15 protein-coding genes are annotated in these 17,259 nt (G+C 73.9%); 8 read left to right on the forward strand and 7 right to left on the reverse strand.

The genetic code is table 11. The annotated features are described in order from the left end of the window. Window positions 1–326: alpha-glucosidase C-terminal domain-containing protein (locus IEZ03_RS35280; protein WP_189241272.1), on the forward strand; the 326-nt coding region annotated here is incomplete at its 5' end. Window position 327: 1 nt separating this feature from the next. After that, on the forward strand, window positions 328–1,776 hold the full coding sequence (locus IEZ03_RS35285; RefSeq protein WP_308428020.1) for a maltokinase N-terminal cap-like domain-containing protein: 1,449 nt from the start codon (window positions 328–330) through the stop codon (window positions 1,774–1,776). 37 nt (window positions 1,777–1,813) lie between these two features. On the opposite strand, the gene IEZ03_RS35290 is transcribed toward IEZ03_RS35285, so the two are convergent. Beyond that, complete coding sequence (locus tag IEZ03_RS35290; protein WP_184887210.1) at window positions 1,814–2,572, reverse strand: GntR family transcriptional regulator; 759 nt, start codon at window positions 2,570–2,572, stop codon at window positions 1,814–1,816. Between the two features lie 210 nt (window positions 2,573–2,782). On the opposite strand from IEZ03_RS35290, the gene IEZ03_RS35295 reads away from it, so the two are divergent. The 3 genes from IEZ03_RS35295 (at window position 2,783) to IEZ03_RS35305 (ending at window position 6,037) form a co-directional block, all read left to right on the forward strand. Then, a complete protein-coding gene (locus IEZ03_RS35295; RefSeq protein WP_184887212.1) occupies window positions 2,783–3,001 on the forward strand; it encodes a hypothetical protein in 219 nt (72 codons plus the stop codon). Between the two features lie 420 nt (window positions 3,002–3,421). Then, window positions 3,422–5,647: a 1,4-alpha-glucan branching protein GlgB gene (gene glgB / locus IEZ03_RS35300; protein ID WP_184887213.1), complete on the forward strand. Its 2,226-nt coding sequence runs from the start codon at window positions 3,422–3,424 to the stop codon at window positions 5,645–5,647. Between the two features lie 9 nt (window positions 5,648–5,656). Beyond that, a complete protein-coding gene (locus IEZ03_RS35305; RefSeq protein ID WP_184887215.1) occupies window positions 5,657–6,037 on the forward strand; it encodes an ACT domain-containing protein in 381 nt (126 codons plus the stop codon). A 37-nt stretch (window positions 6,038–6,074) separates the two neighbouring features. On the opposite strand, the gene IEZ03_RS35310 is transcribed toward IEZ03_RS35305, so the two are convergent. After that, window positions 6,075–6,932, reverse strand: coding sequence for an NUDIX domain-containing protein (locus IEZ03_RS35310; RefSeq protein WP_184887217.1), 858 nt, complete (start codon window positions 6,930–6,932; stop codon window positions 6,075–6,077). Window positions 6,933–7,369: 437 nt separating this feature from the next. Between IEZ03_RS35310 and IEZ03_RS35315 the strand changes: the two genes are divergently transcribed. From IEZ03_RS35315 to IEZ03_RS35325, 3 genes are all read left to right on the forward strand, one after another. Next, window positions 7,370–7,858, forward strand: coding sequence for a PaaI family thioesterase (locus IEZ03_RS35315; protein WP_229808784.1), 489 nt, complete (start codon window positions 7,370–7,372; stop codon window positions 7,856–7,858). A 70-nt stretch (window positions 7,859–7,928) separates the two neighbouring features. Beyond that, a complete protein-coding gene (gene sppA, locus IEZ03_RS35320; protein WP_184887221.1) occupies window positions 7,929–9,632 on the forward strand; it encodes a signal peptide peptidase SppA in 1,704 nt (567 codons plus the stop codon). Next, entirely contained in the window at window positions 9,617–10,105 is a 489-nt protein-coding gene (locus IEZ03_RS35325) for a flavin reductase family protein (RefSeq protein WP_184887223.1), read from the forward strand. The genes sppA and IEZ03_RS35325 overlap by 16 nt, the downstream gene beginning before the upstream one ends. Here IEZ03_RS35325 and hutI read toward each other — a convergent pair. The 5 genes from hutI to hutH form a co-directional block, all read right to left on the reverse strand. After that, window positions 10,093–11,277 carry an imidazolonepropionase gene (gene hutI, locus IEZ03_RS35330; protein WP_184887225.1) on the reverse strand — a complete coding sequence of 395 codons (1,185 nt, stop codon included), beginning with the start codon at window positions 11,275–11,277 and terminating at the stop codon, window positions 10,093–10,095. The genes IEZ03_RS35325 and hutI overlap by 13 nt on opposite strands. 71 nt (window positions 11,278–11,348) lie before the next feature. Further along, window positions 11,349–12,704 (reverse strand): formimidoylglutamate deiminase, encoded by a 1,356-nt coding sequence (locus tag IEZ03_RS35335; RefSeq protein WP_184887227.1) that lies wholly within the window; start codon window positions 12,702–12,704, stop codon window positions 11,349–11,351. Between the two features lie 10 nt (window positions 12,705–12,714). Beyond that, window positions 12,715–13,929: an allantoate amidohydrolase gene (locus IEZ03_RS35340; RefSeq protein ID WP_184887229.1), complete on the reverse strand. Its 1,215-nt coding sequence runs from the start codon at window positions 13,927–13,929 to the stop codon at window positions 12,715–12,717. Between the two features lie 79 nt (window positions 13,930–14,008). Continuing rightward, window positions 14,009–15,658 carry a urocanate hydratase gene (hutU, locus tag IEZ03_RS35345; protein ID WP_184887232.1) on the reverse strand — a complete coding sequence of 550 codons (1,650 nt, stop codon included), beginning with the start codon at window positions 15,656–15,658 and terminating at the stop codon, window positions 14,009–14,011. Window positions 15,659–15,669: 11 nt separating this feature from the next. Then, the gene (gene hutH, locus IEZ03_RS35350) at window positions 15,670–17,214 is read right to left on the reverse strand and encodes a histidine ammonia-lyase (RefSeq protein ID WP_184890823.1); all 1,545 of its coding nucleotides are present in this window, start codon (window positions 17,212–17,214) and stop codon (window positions 15,670–15,672) included. Window positions 17,215–17,259 lie beyond the last annotated feature (45 nt).

Consider the following 17,259-nt stretch of genomic DNA (forward strand, 5'->3'; position numbering starts at 1 on the left):
ACCCCGTCTTCGGCGTCGGCTCCTACGTCGAACTCTCCGCCTCCAACCCCTCCGTCCTCGCCTTCACCCGCGAGATCGGCAACGGCGACACCAACCAGTGGGGCGGCACGGACACCATCCTCTGCGTGAACAACCTGTCCCGGTTCCCGCAGCCGGTGGAACTGGACCTGCGGCGCTTCCGCGGCACCGCCCCGATCGAGTGCATGGGCGGTGTCCAGTTCCCGCCCATCGGCGAGCTGCCCTATCTGCTGACCCTGCCCGGGCACGGCTTCTACTGGTTCCTGCTGCCGCCGCCGCCCGAGGACCCCGACCGGGAGAAGGAGTGATGTGACCGTGCCGCCGCCCGACCACTCCCTCGTCCGGCTTCTCGCCGGCTGGCTGCCGGGCCAGCGGTGGTTCGGCGGCAAGGACGGCCCCATCGACGAACTCTCCATCGGGACCGCCACCGAGCTGATCGCCGGCGATCCCGCTCTGCACCACCTGGTCCTCGACGTCCGGCAGGACGGCGCCATCGACCACTACCAGCTGCTGCTCGGCGCCCGCCGCGAGCTGCCCGAGCGGCTGGAGGCCGGCCTCATCGGGCGGCTGACCGGCGAGGACGGGATCACCGGGCACGTCTACGACGCCGTCCACGACGCGGAGCTCACCCGGGCGCTGCTGACGTACATGGCGAACGAGACGCAGGTCGGACCGCTCCAGTTCCGCCGCGCGCCCGGCACCGGCATCCGCACGGACCTGGACGGCTCGCCCATCGGCGCCGAGCAGAGCAACACCTCGCTGATCTTCGGCGACAGCTACATCTGCAAGCTGTTCCGCCGCCTGTCGCCCGACGTCAACCCCGACCTTGAGGTCAACCTCGCGCTCTCCCGCGAGGGCTGCGCCCACATCCCCGCCGTGCACGGCTGGATCGAGCTGGAGCCCGGCTCGAACACCGGGTGGGAGGCGGCCGGGGACGAGCCCGTCACGCTGGCGCTGCTGTCGGAGTACCTGCGCACCGCGACCGACGGCTGGCAGTTCGCCCTCACCAGCGTCCGCGACTGGTTCGCCCAGCCCGCCCCGCTGGGGACGGGCCCGGTCTTCACCGCGGAAGAAGCGGCCGCCGCGGGCGGCGACTTCGGCGCGGAGGCCGAGCGGCTCGGCGCGGCGACCGCGCAGGTGCACCGCGACCTGGCCGCCGCGTTCGGGGTGACGCAGGCGCCCGCCTCGGTGCTGCGGGACGCGGTGTTCGCGATGAACGAGCAGCTCGACCAGGTCAGCGCCGCCGTGCCGGAGCTCCGCCCGTACGCCGGCGCGATCCGCGCGGTCTTCGACGAGGTCGCCGCGGCGGCGGGGCCGCTGCCCGTCCAGCGCGTCCACGGCGACTACCACCTCGGCCAGGTCCTGCGCACCGACGCCGGCTGGGTGCTGCTGGACTTCGAGGGCGAGCCCGCGCGGACCCACCATGAGCGCCGGGCGCCCGCGCACCCGCTGCGGGACGTCGCCGGGATGCTGCGCTCGTTCGAGTACGCGGCCCGGTTCCTGCTCGCCCGGGAGGGCGACCTGCCGCAGGACACGTCCGAGGCGCTGGAGGCCCGCGCCCAGGCGTGGGCGGAGCGCAACCGGGCCGCGTTCTGCGCCGGCTACGCCGCCGCCGGCGGGCCGGACCCGGCCGCGCACGCGGCGCTGGTGCGGGCCTTCGAGTTCGACAAGGCCGTCTACGAGATCCGCTACGAGGCGCGCAACCGCCCGTCGTGGCTGCCCGTCCCCCTGCGGTCCCTCGCCCGCCTCGCGGGCTGAGCCGCCGGACGATCAGGGGCCGGCGGTACGGCCGGCGTCACAGGTCGATGGCGTAGTCGAGGACGACGCGGTCGGCGGGCAGCACGATCTCGCGGCAGACCTCCATCACGTCGGCGCGCGACAGCATCCGGCGGGTGATGGCGAGGACCGGCACCCCGCCGGTCATCCGGAGCGTCTCGGCCTCCTCCGGGGTCGGCATCCGGGAGCGGACGGCCTCCTCGACGCGGGTCGGCGGGTGGCCGAGATAGGCCAGCTGCGCGAGCGTCCCCCCGGGCCACGGCTCGCGCGCCGGGTCGGACACGGGCGTGTCCCCGACGAGATCCCACGGCAGGTAGTTGACGGAGATCTGCTGCGGCTCGCCGCGGGCGTAGAAGACGAACCGGCGGCGCAGCAGCTCGATGCCGGTCGGCCGCTCGAACAGCGCGCCGAGCTCGTCGTCGGCCCGCACGCGGGTGAACTCCCTGTCGAGCCGGTACTCCTCCCAGGAGATCTTCTGGTCGCGGGTGAACGTCGTCTCGGGAACCGCCATGGGCCTGGTCACCACGCGGTAGCGGTCCATCGCGACCCTGCGCGCGGGGGGCACGACCCGGACGAGGGTGCCGCCGCCGCGGCGCGTCTCGACCAGTCCCTCGCCGCGGAGCAGCGCGACGGCCTGCCGGACGACGATCTCGGAAACGCCGTGGACCTCGCAGAGCTCCGCGATGGTCGGCAGCCGGCTTCCCGGCGGGAGGCTCCCGTCCCGGATGCCCTCGCGCAGCGTGTCGGCGATGCGCAGGTAGGCGGGTCGGTCCGGCACCGGCGTCACCTCCCCTTCTTCCGGACGCGCCGTCGAGCCGTTCGACTCACTGTTCGACGCGGCGTTCGATCCTGGCTCGTCCTCCCTGCCATCCATACCTTCCGCGCGCTATCCGCGGAGGCATGGTCCGCTTACGGACAGCTTGACACCTCTCGGTACGAGTAAGACTTTTGTATACAGAAGAGCGGCCTCGGGGAAAGGACGACCTTGATGGGCGACTTCGCGGATCTGAAGGCGGCCATCGAGGGGGAGTTTCCGGGTTGGCAGGTGTGGCGCAGCGACGCGGGGCGCTGGTACGCGACCCGCAGCGGCGACCTGAGCGACTCGCAATTGGCGGCGGGATACGCGATGACGGTGGCAGCCGACGACTCCGCGGGGCTGCGCCGGCTGCTGCTCGACCAGACGCGCGAGGAGCGCGGAGGCCCGTGAGGGACGTTGCCGGGGAGCGGCGCGGCCCGGTCCGCGAGCGGGGGCGGACCGGGCCGGGGCGTGCCGGTACGGAAGGTACCTGTGTCGCTGAGGTGACACAGGAATGGAGCCCAGGGCGGTGTGGTCGGTGTCACCGCAGGGGCCAGTCAGACGTGACCGCACGGACGGCGCATTCGGCGCGACCCCCGACGAAGAGTCGCGCCGCCCGTGCGGTCGCACCGTCCTCCGGGACGAGCTCCCGCTCGACGCACCGGCCCCACCCGCCACCGTCCGCGACCCGCCGTCCGCGGCCGGTCTTCCGCGGCGTGGCCTCGGGAAACGTCAAGCTCGCGGAAACAGGTGCGCCCGCGACGTGAAAGCCGCCGATCTCGGGGCACCCCTACTGGGGTAAATCTCAGTGGGACGGGAGGCCATGAGGTCATGGCACGGGTGACGCGCGCGGAGATCGACCGGCTCGTCGGCGGCGACCACCACGATCCGCACGGCATCCTCGGGGCGCATCCCGGCCGGGACGGCGTGACCGTCCGGGCGCTGCGGCCGCTCGCCGAGCGGGTGGAGGTCGTGCTGCCCAGCGGCGACCGGCATCCGCTCCGGCACCACCATGAGGGACTGTTCACCGGGACGCTGCCGGGCGGCTCGTCGCTGGCCGGCGCCGCGGACGAGGCGCCGCTCGCCGTCCCCGACTACCGGCTCGCCGTCACCTACGGGGACGGCGTCGAGACCGTCCAGGACGACCCGTACCGGCACCTGCCCACGCTCGGCGAACTCGACCTGCACCTGATCAGCGAGGGGCGGCACGAGGAGCTGTGGCGGGCGCTCGGCGCGCGGGTCCGCAGCTACGCCTCCGCGTTCGGCACGGTGCACGGGACGGGTTTCGCGGTGTGGGCGCCCACCGCCCGCGGCGTCCGCGTCGTGGGCGACTTCAACCACTGGGACGGCCGCGCGTACCCGATGCGGTCACTCGGCTCCACCGGCGTCTGGGAACTGTTCATCCCGGACGTGGGCGACGGCATGTGCTACAAGTACGAGATCCTCGGCGCGGACGGCGTGTGGCGCGCCAAGGCCGACCCGATGGCCCAGTTCACGGAGCGTCCCCCCGCGACGGCGTCCCGCATCTTCACCTCGTCCTACGAGTGGGGCGACGGCCAGTGGATGGACGGCCGCAAGGACCGCGACTGGTTGCACGAGCCCATGAGCGCGTACGAGGTGCATCTCGGGTCGTGGCGCCCTGGGCTCGGGTACAGGGAATTGGCCGAAGAGCTGACCGCGTACGTCAAGGACATGGGTTTCACACACGTGGAGCTGCTCCCGGTCACCGAACACCCGTACGGCCCTTCGTGGGGCTACCAGGTGACGTCGTACTACGCGCCGACCGCGCGGTTCGGGGACCCGGACGACTTCCGGTACCTGGTGGACCGGCTCCACCAGGCCGGAATCGGCGTCCTGATGGACTGGGTGCCCGCCCACTTCCCCAAGGACGAGTGGGCGCTGGCGCGCTTCGACGGCACCGCCCTGTACGAGCACGACGATCCGGCGCGCGGCGAGCACCCCGACTGGGGGACGCTCGTGTTCAACTTCGGGCGCGCCGAGGTCCGCAACTTCCTGGTGGCCAACGCGTCGTACTGGCTGGAGGAGTTCCACATCGACGGGCTGCGCGTCGACGCGGTCGCCTCGATGCTGTACCTGGACTACTCCCGCAACGAGGGCGAGTGGACGCCCAACATCTACGGCGGCCGCGAGAACCTGGAGGCCATCTCGTTCCTCCAGGAGATGAACGCGACGGTCTACAAGCGCAGCCCCGGCGTCGTGACGATCGCCGAGGAGTCGACGGCGTGGCCGGGCGTGACGCGGCCCACGCATCTCGGCGGCCTCGGGTTCGGGTTCAAGTGGAACATGGGCTGGATGCACGACACGCTGGAGTACCTGCGCCACGAGCCCGTGTTCCGGCACTACCACCACAACGAGATCACGTTCTCGCTGGTGTACGCGTTCTCGGAGAACTACGTCCTGCCGCTGTCGCACGACGAGGTCGTCCACGGCAAGGGGTCGCTGCTGAGCAAGATGCCGGGCGACCCCTGGCAGCAGTTCGCCGGGCTCCGCGCCCTGCTCGCCTACATGTGGTCGCACCCCGGCAAGCAACTCCTGTTCATGGGGCAGGAGTTCGGGCAGGGCGCCGAATGGGCCGAGGAGCGGCCGCTCGACTGGTGGCTGCTGGAGAACGCCTCCGAGGGCGCCCACCACGTGGGGCTGCAGAAGCTCGTCCGCGAGCTCAACCGCGCCTACCAGGCCGAGCCCGCGCTGTGGACGCGCGACAGCGACCACGAGGGGTTCCGCTGGATCGACGGGAACGACGCGGGCGGCAACACCCTGTCCTACCTGCGCTACGGCACGGGCGCGCAGGGCGAGGAGCCGGTGCTGGCGTGCGTCGTCAACTTCGCCGGGAACCCGCATGAGAGCTACCGGCTGGGCCTGCCCCGCGAGGGCGCCTGGCGGGAGCTCGTCAACACCGACGCCTACGAGTACGGCGGCAGCGGCGTCGGGAACCTCGGCCGCGTCGAGGCGACCGCCGAGCCCTGGCACGGCCTGCCCGCGTCCGCGGTGCTGCGCGTCCCGCCCCTGGGCGCGGTGTGGCTGGTACCCGAATAGTCTGGCGGGATGAGCGAAGGCTTTCCCAGGGCGGTCGCGCAGCGCCTGCACGTCGTCCCCGGCCGGTTCGCGGTGGAGCACCTGCCGCACGCCACGTTCCCGGAGGACGACGACTGGATCGCGCTGATCCGCGCCCCCGAGGGACTCACCGTCATCCGGGACGTGCCCGAGTTCGCCGAGGCGGAACGCTGGGCCGGCTTCTACGGCGACGGTGAGCGCGCTCCCCGCGTGCCGGGCACGCCGGCCGAGATCGTGGGACCGCTCGCCGAGGCCGGCATCCCCCTCTTCGTGGCGTCGACCTACCACGCGGACCTCGTCCTCGTGCCCGACCACCGGCTGAAGGAGGCGGCCGACGTCCTCCGCGACGCCGGTCACCGCGTGGAGCTCTGACCCTTCCGGACTACGAGCCTGCCGCAATGCGGGCCGGCTAGAGCCGGTCGAGGAGCCAGCGCGGGCCGATGACGGAGGCTCCGGCCGCCTCGCAGCGCCTGCGCAGCTCCCGGTCGGCGGTCACCACCAGGTGTGCGGTGTCGGGCCCCGCGTCCTGGACGAGGTCGACGATGTGGTCGTCGCCGCTGCCGGGCGCCGCCTCGACCCGCACCCCGTCGGCCCGCCGGTCGGCGACGCTCCGCGCCGCGCCCTCCACCACCAGGACGACCTCGGGGAAGCAGCGGTCGAACCGGACGAGCCCGCCGGGCACGCCCTCGACGCCCGCGTTCAGCGCCTTGAGGTCATCGTGGAGCCGCGCGTTCGCGCCGGCGCGGTCCTTCCACCAGCCGTCGGCGCGGGCGCCGACGACGTTCGCCGCGTCCACGACGAGGGTGACGCCCCGCATCGCGTCCCGCAGCCGCGGCCATGACCGCGCGAACGGCTCGAACAGCTTGCGGCCGGTGACGTCCTCGGCGCGCACCCACTCCGCGCGGCGCGTCTCCCTGGACGCCGCGCCGACGCGCGGCAGCTCGCGCAGCGACCCGACCACGGAGGTGAACGACCAGCCGCCGTGGTCCTCGACGCTCATGCCGTGGACCCGCACCGTGCCCGTGTCGAGCGTGCACTCCTCGGCGGTCTCCCGCAGCGCGCCCGCCACCGGATCCTCGTGGCTGTGCAGCGCGCCGCCGAACATCCCCCACGTCCCGCCGCCGATCCCCCACCACGCGCGCTGCTGCAGCAGCACCCACACCTGCCCGTCGGGGTCGCGGTGGTAGGCGAGCAGGCCCGCGGCACCGAACCGTCCCCAGTGCGTGTGCCCCAGCCCGCAGCCCGCCCAGCCGTCGCCGTCTCCCATGCGTCCGACGATAGCCGCTGGACGATATCCGGCCCGCGATCCTCAGTACGGTTTCGTGCGTCGTATGGGAACGACCGCCACCGATCAAAGCCCGCCGATCAACGTCCCCCTGCTCACCGAGTGCCTTGCCAAGGACCCGGCACGGCGCCCGTCCGCCCGCGACCTGATGGTGCGGCTCGTCGACCCGTCCGCCGCGACCGGCCCCGCCCCCGATCCGGATCCCGGCACGCAACCGCCGCACCCGCCCGCCGACACCGGCGGGCGCCGCGGGCGCATGATCGCGGCAGGCGCCGCCCTCACCGCCGTCGCGGTGGCCGCGACGGCGCTGATCCTGGCGAACATCGGCGATGGGGGCTCGCCCGGTGATGAACGGCACAGTCCCCCGCCCCGCGAAACCGAATATCATTCTAAGATTGGCCGTGATCAAGGAGTGTGCGTTGAGCGTCGAGGCGAGCCCGGAGGCCCTGCGGGAGGCCGCCGAAATGTGGAGCACGCTGTCGGGCGTCGAGTTCATCCGGGCGATGCGCGACCGGCGGATCCCGGAGATCTCCGACATCAGCGACTACATCGGGCAGGTCGTCACGGCCGCCGACCCCGGCCGGGTGGAGATCTCCTGGACGCCCGCCGAGAAGCTGTGCAACCCGGGCGGCATCGTCCACGGCGGCTACATCGCGATGATCCTCGACAACGCGGTCTGCCTCGCGGCGAGCAGCACCTGCGACCACTTCCTGCCGATGCTCACGCTCAACCTCAACATCGACTACCTGCGCGGAGTGCGGGCCGGGGAGACGTACACGGTGACCGGGACGTGCGTGCACCCCGGCGCCACCCGCATGGTCAGCAACGCGGTGCTCGCCGGCGCCGACGGCCGCCCGCTGGCGCAGGCGTCGGCGGGCGTCATCCCCAACAGGGCCTTCAAGCGCTAGGGCTTCAAGCGCCAGGGCCGTCGAGCGGCGGCGCGGGAACCCCCGCGGCCGAGCGCATAGGCTTGGGTCCATGGTGGATCCAGGCACAGTCGTCACCCTCATCAAACAGGCCCGCGACCGGCGGACGGCACCGCTGATCCTCGAACTGGACCTCACCGAGGGCATCGTGGAGACCGCGCCGGCCGACCCCGTCTCGGCGCTCCTGTCCATGCGCAGGACGCACCTCCGCGACGTCCTGGACGGGCTGCGCCGCGCCCGCTCCGACAGCCGCGTCCGCGCGCTCGTCGTCAAGGTCGGCGGCGGCATCGGGCTGGCGCTCGTCCAGGAGCTGCGCGAGGCCGTGCAGGAGCTGCGGGAGGCGGGCAAGCTCACCGTCGCGTGGGCCGAGACGTACGGGGAGAGCGGCCGCGGGACCGTCCCCTACTACCTGGCCACCGCCTTCGACAAGATCTACCTCCAGCCCACGGGCGAGGTCGGCCTGGTCGGCATGGCGCTCGAGGAGCCGTTCTTCGCCGGCGCCCTGGAGAAGGCGGGCGTCGAGCCCCGGTTCGCCCAGCGGTACGAGTACAAGACCATGGCCAACACGTTCATGCAGAAGACCTACACGCCTGAGCACGAGGAGTCGTCGAAGCGCCTCGTCGCCTCGCTGACCGAGCAGATCACGGCAGCCGTCGCCGCCGGCCGCGGCCTCCCCGAGGACAAGGTCCGCGACCTCGTGAACCGCGGCCCCTTCCTGTCGGGCGAGGCGCTGGAGGAGAAGCTCGTCGACCGCCTCGGGTACCGCGACGAGGTCTACGCCGACCTGCGCGAGGAGTTCGGCGAGGAGACCCAGCTGCGGTACGTCGCCCGCTACAACCGCGCGCACGGCCTGGCGAGCCGGCTGCCGCACCCCGGCAAGCAGGACTCCGTCGCGCTGATCAACGGGCACGGCCCGATCCGGCTCGGCCGCAGCGGCCGCGGCGGCCCGCTGCCGGGCTCCGGGCCCGCGATGGGCTCCGACACGATCGGCGCGGCGTTCCGCGCCGCGGTGAAGGACGACGCCGTCAAGGCGATCGTCTTCCGGGTCAGCAGCCCCGGCGGCTCGGCCGTCGCGTCCGACGCGATCTGGCGCGAGGTGGTACTGGCCCGGCGCGCCGGCAAGCCGGTGATCGTGTCCATGGGCAACGTCGCCGCGTCCGGCGGCTACTACGTCGCGATGGCCGCCGACACGATCGTCGCGCAGCCGGGGACGATCACCGGCTCGATCGGCGTCGTCACCGGCAAGGCGGTGGTGAACGGCCTCCTGGACCGCGTCGGCATCACGTTCGGCAGCGTCGCGGACGGCGACCACGCCCGCATGTCCAGCTCCACGAAGGACTTCAGCGAGTCCGAGTGGGAGCGCGTCAACGCCTCCCTCGACAAGATCTACGACGACTTCACCTCGCGGGTCGCCGAGGGCCGCGGCATGTCCCGCGAGCGCGTCCACGAGCTGGCCCGCGGCCGGGTCTGGACGGGCGCCGACGCCGCCGAGCACGGCCTCGTCGACGAGCTGGGCGGCATCGACCGCGCGCTCGACCTGGCCCGCAAGAAGGCCGGCCTCGCCGCCGACGCCCCGGTCCGCGTGTACCCGATGTCCTCGACCCTGGAGCGCCTCCGCCCGCCGGAGTCCAGCGAGGACCGCACCGCCGCCGCGGTCCGCTTCGACGGCTGGGGCTCCCTCGGCGGCCTCGCCGCCCGCCTCGGCCTGCCCGCGGCCGGGCCGCTCACCCTCCCCGGCATGTGGGAGATCCGCTGACCGGCGAGTTCGCCGAGGCGGTCGCGGGGTTCGCGACGGGCGTGGTCGTGCTGACCGTCCGGGACGGCCGCGACGACCTCGGCACCACGGTGACGGCGTTCATGTCGGTGGCCCTGGAGCCGCCGATGGTGCTGGCGAGCGTGACGACGTCGTCCTACCTGACGGAGGTCCTGAACCGGCAGGACCGCTGGGCGGCGACCGTGCTCGCGTCGGGCCAGCGCGCCCTGGCGGGGCGCTTCGCGGCGGAGGGCCGCCCCAGCGCCCGGATCCTCCTGGCGAGCGAACCGCATCACCGGGGCGAGCACTCCGCGGCGCTCGTCCCGGAGTCCGGGGTCTCCGCGATGGAGTGCGAGACCCGCCAGAGGGTCGAGGCAGGGGACCACACGCTCTTCATCGCCGAGGTCCTCTCGACGGACTACCTGGCCCGCGACCGGACGCCCCTGGTCAGGGTCAACCGCCGCTACCTCACCTGAACGCCCGCCCGCCACACGGCGGACGTCTGGGGCACGCCGGGGCGGTAGGCGAGGTGGATGTGGGACGGGGCGTCCAGGACGTGGACGTCGGCGCGGGCACCGGGCGCGAGGTGCCCGACGTCGGTGCGGCGCAAAGCCTTCGCGCCGCCCGCCGTCGCGGCCCAGACGGCCTCGGCGGGGGTCATGTTCATGTCGCGGACGGCGACGGCGATGCAGAACGCCATGCTGGAGCTGTAGCAGGAACCGGGGTTGCAGTCCGTGGCGAGGGCGACGGTGGCACCCGCGTCAAAGAGGCGGCGGGCGTCGGGGTAGGGCTGGCGCGTGGAGAACTCGACACCCGGCAGGAGGGTCGCGACGGTCTCCGAGGACGCGAGGGCGTCGATGTCCGCGTCGCTGAGGAACGTGCAGTGGTCGGCGGACGCGGCGTCCAGTTCGACGGCGAGCTGCACGGCGGGGCCTTGGGTGAGCTGGTTCGCGTGCATGCGCGGAGCCAGGCCCGCCTTGATGCCCGCTTGCAGGACCTCGCGGGCCTGGTCGGCGTCGAACGCGCCCTCTTCGCAGAAGACGTCGACCCAGCGGGCGTGGGGCGCGCACGCCGCCAGCATGTCGGTGGAGGCCAGCCGCGTGTAGGCGGCGGTGTCGCCCTGGTACTCGGCGGGGACGACGTGGGCGCCGAGGTAGGTGACCTCGTCCGTCACCTCCGCGGCGATGCGGACGGCGCGCTCCTCCTGCTCGACGGTGAGGCCGTAGCCCGACTTGCATTCGACTGTCGTCGTCCCCTGGCGCGCCATCTCGGCGATCAGGCGGCGGATGTTCGCGCGGAGGTCGTCGTCCGACGCGGCACGGGTGCGCTCGACGGTCGTGCGGATGCCGCCCGCGGCGTACTTGCGGCCGCTCATCCGGGCCGCGAACTCCTCCGCGCGCTCACCGGCGAAGACGAGGTGGGCGTGGGAGTCGACGAAGCCGGGCAGGACGGCGCGGCCGGCGGCGTCGAAGGACGCGTCGGCGGCCGGGGCGTCGCCGGACGGGCCCGTCCAGGCGACCCGGCCGTCCTCGATCACCAGCGCCGCGTCGCGGACGATGCCCAGCTCGCCACCCGCTTCGCCGCCCACGGCGGGATCGTTGGTGACGAGTTCCCCGATGTTCGCGATGACGGTGCTCTCGGTGCTCACCCGGGCAGGATCTCACGCGCCGCCGGAGCTCAGGACGACCTGGCGGGCGCGGCCGACCGCGGGGCGCCGGGTCACTCCTCCTCGGGCGCCGTGACGGCCTCGATCGCGGTCGCGAGGGCCGCCGGCACGTCGTCGACCAGCAGGTGGCGGCCGTCGTGGACGATCTGCCGCCCGGAGACGACCACGTGCCGGACGTCGGCCGCGGTCGCGGCGAACACGGCGGCCTCGGCCGCGTGGCCGGGGCCGGCCCCGGCCGTCCGGACCGAACCGAGGTCCACGGTGACGAGGTCGGCGTACGCGCCGGGCTCCAGCCGTCCCGCCTCCGGCCAGCCGAGCCCCGAGTGGCCGTTGCAGGTGGCGGCGGCGAGCAGCTCCCCGGCGGTCCAGTGGCCGCGGACGCGGGTGCGGAGCCGCTCGTCCAGCTCGACCGCGCGGGCCTCCTCGAACAGGTCGATGACGGCGTGCTGGTCGGAGCCCAGGCAGATGGGCGCGCCGGCGTTCGCCAGGTCGCGGGCGGGGCCGATCCCGTCGGCGAGGTCCCGTTCGGTGGTCGGGCACATGCACACGCCGGTCATGGTCGTGCCGAGGAGGCCGATGTCCTCTTCGGTGAGGTGCGTCGCGTGGACGGCCGTGGTGAGCGCGCCCAGCGCCCCCGCCTCGGCCAGGACGCGGGTGGGCGTCATGCCGTAGGCGTCCATCGACGCCTCGTTCTCGGCGGGCTGCTCCGACAGGTGGACGTGCAGCGGCGCCCGGCGCTCCTTGGCCCAGGACGCGACGGCCCGCAGCTGCTCCCGGGGCACGGCGCGGACGGAGTGGATCGCCGCCCCGACCCGGGCGTGCAGCGGGCCCGCCTTGTCCGTCCCCTCGTAGAGGCTGTCGACGCGGCGCGCCCAGTTGCCGGCGGTGCCGTCGCCGAAGCGGAGCTGGGCGCCCTCCAGCGGGCGGCCGATGCCGCCGGTGAGGTAGCAGGTGTCCAGGAGGGTGATCCGGATGCCCGCGTCGGACGCGGCGGCGATCAGCGCCTCGCCCATCGCGTTCGGCTCGTCGTAGGGGGTGCCGCCCGGCCCGTGGTGCAGGTAGTGGAACTCGCCGACGCAGCTGATCCCGGCGAGGGCCATCTCGGCGAACACGGCGGCGGCGAGGGCGCGGTAGGACGCCGGGTCGAGCCGTTCGGCGACCCGGTACATCTGCTCGCGCCAGGTCCAGAAGGTCCCGGTCTGCGCCTGGGCGCGGGAGCGGAGCGCGCGGTGGAAGGCGTGGGAGTGGGCGTTGGCGAGGCCCGGCAGGGTCAGGCCGGGCAGCCGCATCGCGTCCGGAGGGGCCGGGACGCCCGCGGCGACGCGGGTGATGCGTTCGGCGTCGGCCTCGACGAGGACGTCGGCCGCCACCCCGTCCCCGAGCCAGGCGAACTGGGCGTGCCACTGCATGACCGGATACCTACCCGCGCGCGAGGTCGTCCAGTACCGCGGTGAGGGCATCGACTCCGGCGAGGCAGTCCGCCGGCTCGGCCGACTCCGCGGGCGCGTGCGACACCCCGGTCGGGTTCCGGACGAAGAGCATCGCCGTGGGCACCCGCGCCGACAGGACGCCCGCGTCGTGGCCCGCGCCGGTCGGCAGCACCGGCGGCCCGCCGAGGGTCGCGGCGATCCGGTCGCGGAGCGCGAGGTTGAAGTCGACGATCTCGGTGTAGGACTCCTCGGCGAGGTCGACGCTCACCCGGTGCGGGCGCGCCGCGACCCGCGCGGCCTCGTCGACCTCCGCCACGGTGCGCCGGACCGCCTCGTCCTCGGGGCCGCGGGCGTCGAGCCAGGCGGTGACGGACGAGGCGATCGCGTTCACGCCTCCCGGCACGACGCGGACCTTGCCCACGGTCGCGACCGCCCCGTTCCGCTCCGCCGCCTCCCGCGCGGCGAGCACCATGCCGGCGAACGGCAGCATCGGGTCGCGCCGGTCGGGCAGCGCGGTCGTGCCCGCGTGGTCGCCCTCCCCGCGAAAGTCGAACCGCCATCGGCCGTGCGGGACGATCGCGCTCGCGACGCCGACCGGCGCCCCCCGCCCGTCCGACCACAGCGCGCGGCCCTGCTCGACGTGGAGTTCGACGAAGCAGCCGATCCTGCCGAGGAGGTCCTCGTCGGGGCCGATCGCGTCCGGGTCGAGGCCGGCGTTGTGCAGGACCTCGGCGAACGTGTGCCCGTCGCCGTCGGTGAGGGCCCGCGCCCGCGCCGGGTCGATCGCGCCGGTCAGCAGCCGCGACCCCAGGCACGCCACCCCGAACCGGGCGCCCTCCTCCTCGGCGAACGCCGCGACGCCGATCGGCCGCGCCGGGGCGGCGCCGCGCTCCCGGAGGCGGTCGATCGCCGCGAACGCCGACACGATGCCGAGCGGCCCGTCGAACGCGCCGCCGCCGGGCACCGAGTCCAGGTGGCTCCCGGTGAGGACGCCGTCCCCGCGCGACCCGTCCGCGGGCAGCCACCAGGCGAACATGTTGCCGTTGGCGTCGTGCTCGACGACCAGGTCGCGGCGGCGCGCCTCGTCCAGGAACCAGGCGCGGCACGCCAGTTCGTGCGGCGTCCACGCGAATCGGTGGTAGCCGCCGGTCGCCTCGTCCCTGCCGACGGGCAGCAGCGCCGCCCACATCTCCTCGAACCCCATACCCTCTCCCTGACCGAACCTCGTTCACTTGCGGCGTGTTGTTGTTTTGAGTCGCCTCATAACAACAACACGCCGCAAGTCAACGCATGGGGATGCGGACGCCGCGTTCGGCGGCCACCTCTTCGGCTCGGGCGTAGCCCGCGTCCACGTGGCGCATCACGCCCGTTCCCGGGTCGTTGGTCAGTACGCGCTGGAGCTTCTCCGCGGCCAGGGGCGTTCCGTCCGCGACGCAGACCTGCCCCGCGTGGATGGAACGGCCGATGCCGACGCCGCCGCCGTGGTGGATGGACACCCATGTCGCGCCGGACGAGACGTTCAGCATCGCGTTGAGCAGGGGCCAGTCCGCGATCGCGTCCGAGCCGTCCGCCATGCCCTCGGTCTCCCGGTAGGGGCTGGCGACCGAGCCGCAGTCGAGGTGGTCGCGGCCGAGGACGATCGGCGCGCTGATCTCGCCGCGCGCCACGAGGTCGTTGAACACCTCCCCGGCCCGGTCGCGCTCGCCGTAGCCCAGCCAGCAGATCCGGGACGGCAGGCCCTGGAAGCGCACCCGCTCCCCCGCCATCCTGATCCACCGGGCCAGCGGCTCGTTGTCCGGGAACAGGTCGAGGATCGCCCGGTCGGTGCGGGCGATGTCGCGCGGGTCGCCGGACAGCGCCGCCCACCGGAACGGGCCCTTGCCCTCGCAGAACAGCGGCCGGATGTAGGCGGGGACGAACCCGGGGAAGTCGAACGCCCGCGCGTACCCGGCGAGCTGCGCCTCGCCCCGGATGGAGTTGCCGTAGTCGAAGACCTCGGCGCCCGCGTCCTGGAAGCCGACCATCGCCTCGACGTGCGCGGCCATCGACGCGCGGGCCTTCTCGATGAACGCGGCCGGGTCCTTGTCGCGCTCGGCGGCCATGTCCTCGAACGCGACGCCGCGCGGCAGGTAGGCGAGCGGGTCGTGGGCGCTGGTCTGGTCGGTGACGACGTCGATCGGCGCGCCGCGGCGCAGCAGTTCGGGGACGACGTCGGCGGCGTTCCCGAGCAGCGCGATCGACAGCGGCCGGCGGGCCGCCTTCGCCTCCTCCGCGAGCCGCAGCGCCTCGTCCAGCGAGCCGGCGCGGACGTCGCAGTACCGGTGCTCGACGCGCCGCTCGATGCGGGACGGGTCGCACTCGACGCAGATCGCGACGCCGCCGTTCATCGTCACGGCGAGGGGCTGCGCGCCGCCCATCCCGCCGAGCCCGGCGGTCAGCGTGATCGTCCCCGCGAGGGTGCCGCCGAAGCGCTTCTCGGCGACGGCGGCGAACGTCTCGTAGGTGCCCTGGAGGATGCCCTGGGTGCCGATGTAGATCCACGACCCGGCGGTCATCTGGCCGAACATCGTCAGGCCGAGCGACTCCAGGCGGCGGAACTCCTCCCACGTCGCCCACTGCGGGACGAGGTTGGAGTTCGCGATCAGCACCCGGGGCGCCCACTCGTGCGTCCGGAAGACGCCGACCGGTTTGCCGGACTGGACGAGCAGCGTCTCGTCCCGCTCCAGGTCGGTCAGCGAGCGGACGATGCCGTCGAAGGCGTCCCAGCTGCGGGCCGCCTTCCCCGAGCCGCCGTAGACGACCAGCTCGTCGGGGTGCTCGGCGACCTCCGGGTCGAGGTTGTTCTGGATCATGCGCAGGGCGGCCTCCTGCGGCCAGCCCTTGGCGGTGAGGTCGGTGCCGCGCGGCGCGCGGACGGGACGGGGACCGGACATCTGCGGACTCCTTAGGAGAGGGGGCCGGTGACGGCCTCGGCGGCGGCGACCAGCGAGCCGTCCCGGACCAGCTCGGTCGCGGCGGCGATCTCGGGCGCGAGGTAGCGGTCCGGGCCGGGCGGCGGGACGGCCTCCCGCAGCCGCGCGACGACGGCGCCGGTCGCCGGGCCGGGCCGCAGCGGGGTGCGCAGGTCCAGCGCCCGCGCGGCGCTGAGGATCTCGATGGCGATCACCTGCGCCAGCCCGTCGACCGACCGGCGCAGCTTGCGGGCCGCGTTCCAGCCCATCGACACGTGGTCCTCCTGCATGGCCGAGCTCGGGATGGAGTCGGCACTGGCCGGGGCGGCGCGGCGCTTCAGGTCCGACACGATCGCGGCCTGCGTGTACTGGGCGATCATGTGGCCGGAGTCGACGCCGGGGTCGTCGGCGAGGAACGCGGGCAGCCCGCCCGAGCGGCCCTTGTCGAGCATCCGGTCGGTGCGCCGCTCCGACATCGACGCGACGTCGGCGGCGGGCACCGCGAGGAAGTCCAGCACGTACGCGACGGGCGCGCCGTGGAAGTTGCCGTTGGACTCGACCCGGCCGTCCGGCAGCACCACCGGGTTGTCGATGGCGGACGCCAGCTCCCGTCCCGCGACGAGTTCGGCGTGCGCCAGCGTGTCCCTGGCGGCACCGTTCACCTGGGGTGCGCAGCGCAGCGAGTACGCGTCCTGGACGCGGGTGCAGTCGGGCCCGCGGTGCGACTCCATGATCTCCGAGGCGCCCAGCAGCGCCCGCAGGTTCGCCGCCGACGCGGCCTGGCCCGGGTGGGGGCGCAGCTCCTGCAGGTCGGCGGCGAAGACCCGGTCGGTGCCGAGCAGCGCCTCGACCGTCATCGCGGCGGCGACGTCGGCGGCCGTGAGGAGCCGGCGCAGGTCGTGGACGGCCATGACGAGCATGCCGAGCATCCCGTCCGTGCCGTTCAGGAGGGCGAGCCCCTCCTTGGCGCCGAGCTCGACCGGTGCGATCCCGGCCTCCGCCAGCGCGTCCGCCGCGGGCTTCAGAGCGCCGGCGGCGTCCCGGACCGACCCTTCGCCGATCAGCGCCAGCGCCACGTGCGCGAGCGGGGCGAGGTCCCCGGAGCAGCCGAGGCTGCCGTGCTCGAAGACCTGGGGCGTGATGCCGGCGTTGAGCAGCGCGGCGAGCGTCCGCGCCGTCGCCGGCTGCACCCCGGTCCGTCCCGTGGCGAGCGTGCGCAGCCGGAGCAGCATCAGCGCCCGGACGACCTCCCGCTCCACCTCCGGACCCGACCCGGCCGCGTGCGACCGGACGATGTTGAGCTGCAGCTGCGCCCGCAGCTCCGGGGCGATGTGCCGGGTGGCGAGCGCCCCGAAACCCGTCGAGACCCCGTAGACCGGGGTCGGGCGGGCGGCCAGCTCCTCGACATGGGCCCGCGACTCGCCGATGAGCTTCAGCGCCGCGTCCGTCAGCGAGACCGCCGCGCCGCCGCGCGCCACCGCCACCACCTGCTCGAACGCCAGCGCCTCGGGGCCGACCTCGATGATCTCGTCCGCCATGTCGATGCTCATACCCACCATTGGAGCGTCCCCGGCGCCGCGGCG

Source organism: Actinomadura livida (genome assembly GCF_014648675.1).
In the GTDB taxonomy this organism is placed as follows: Bacteria; Actinomycetota; Actinomycetes; order Streptosporangiales; family Streptosporangiaceae; genus Spirillospora; species Spirillospora livida.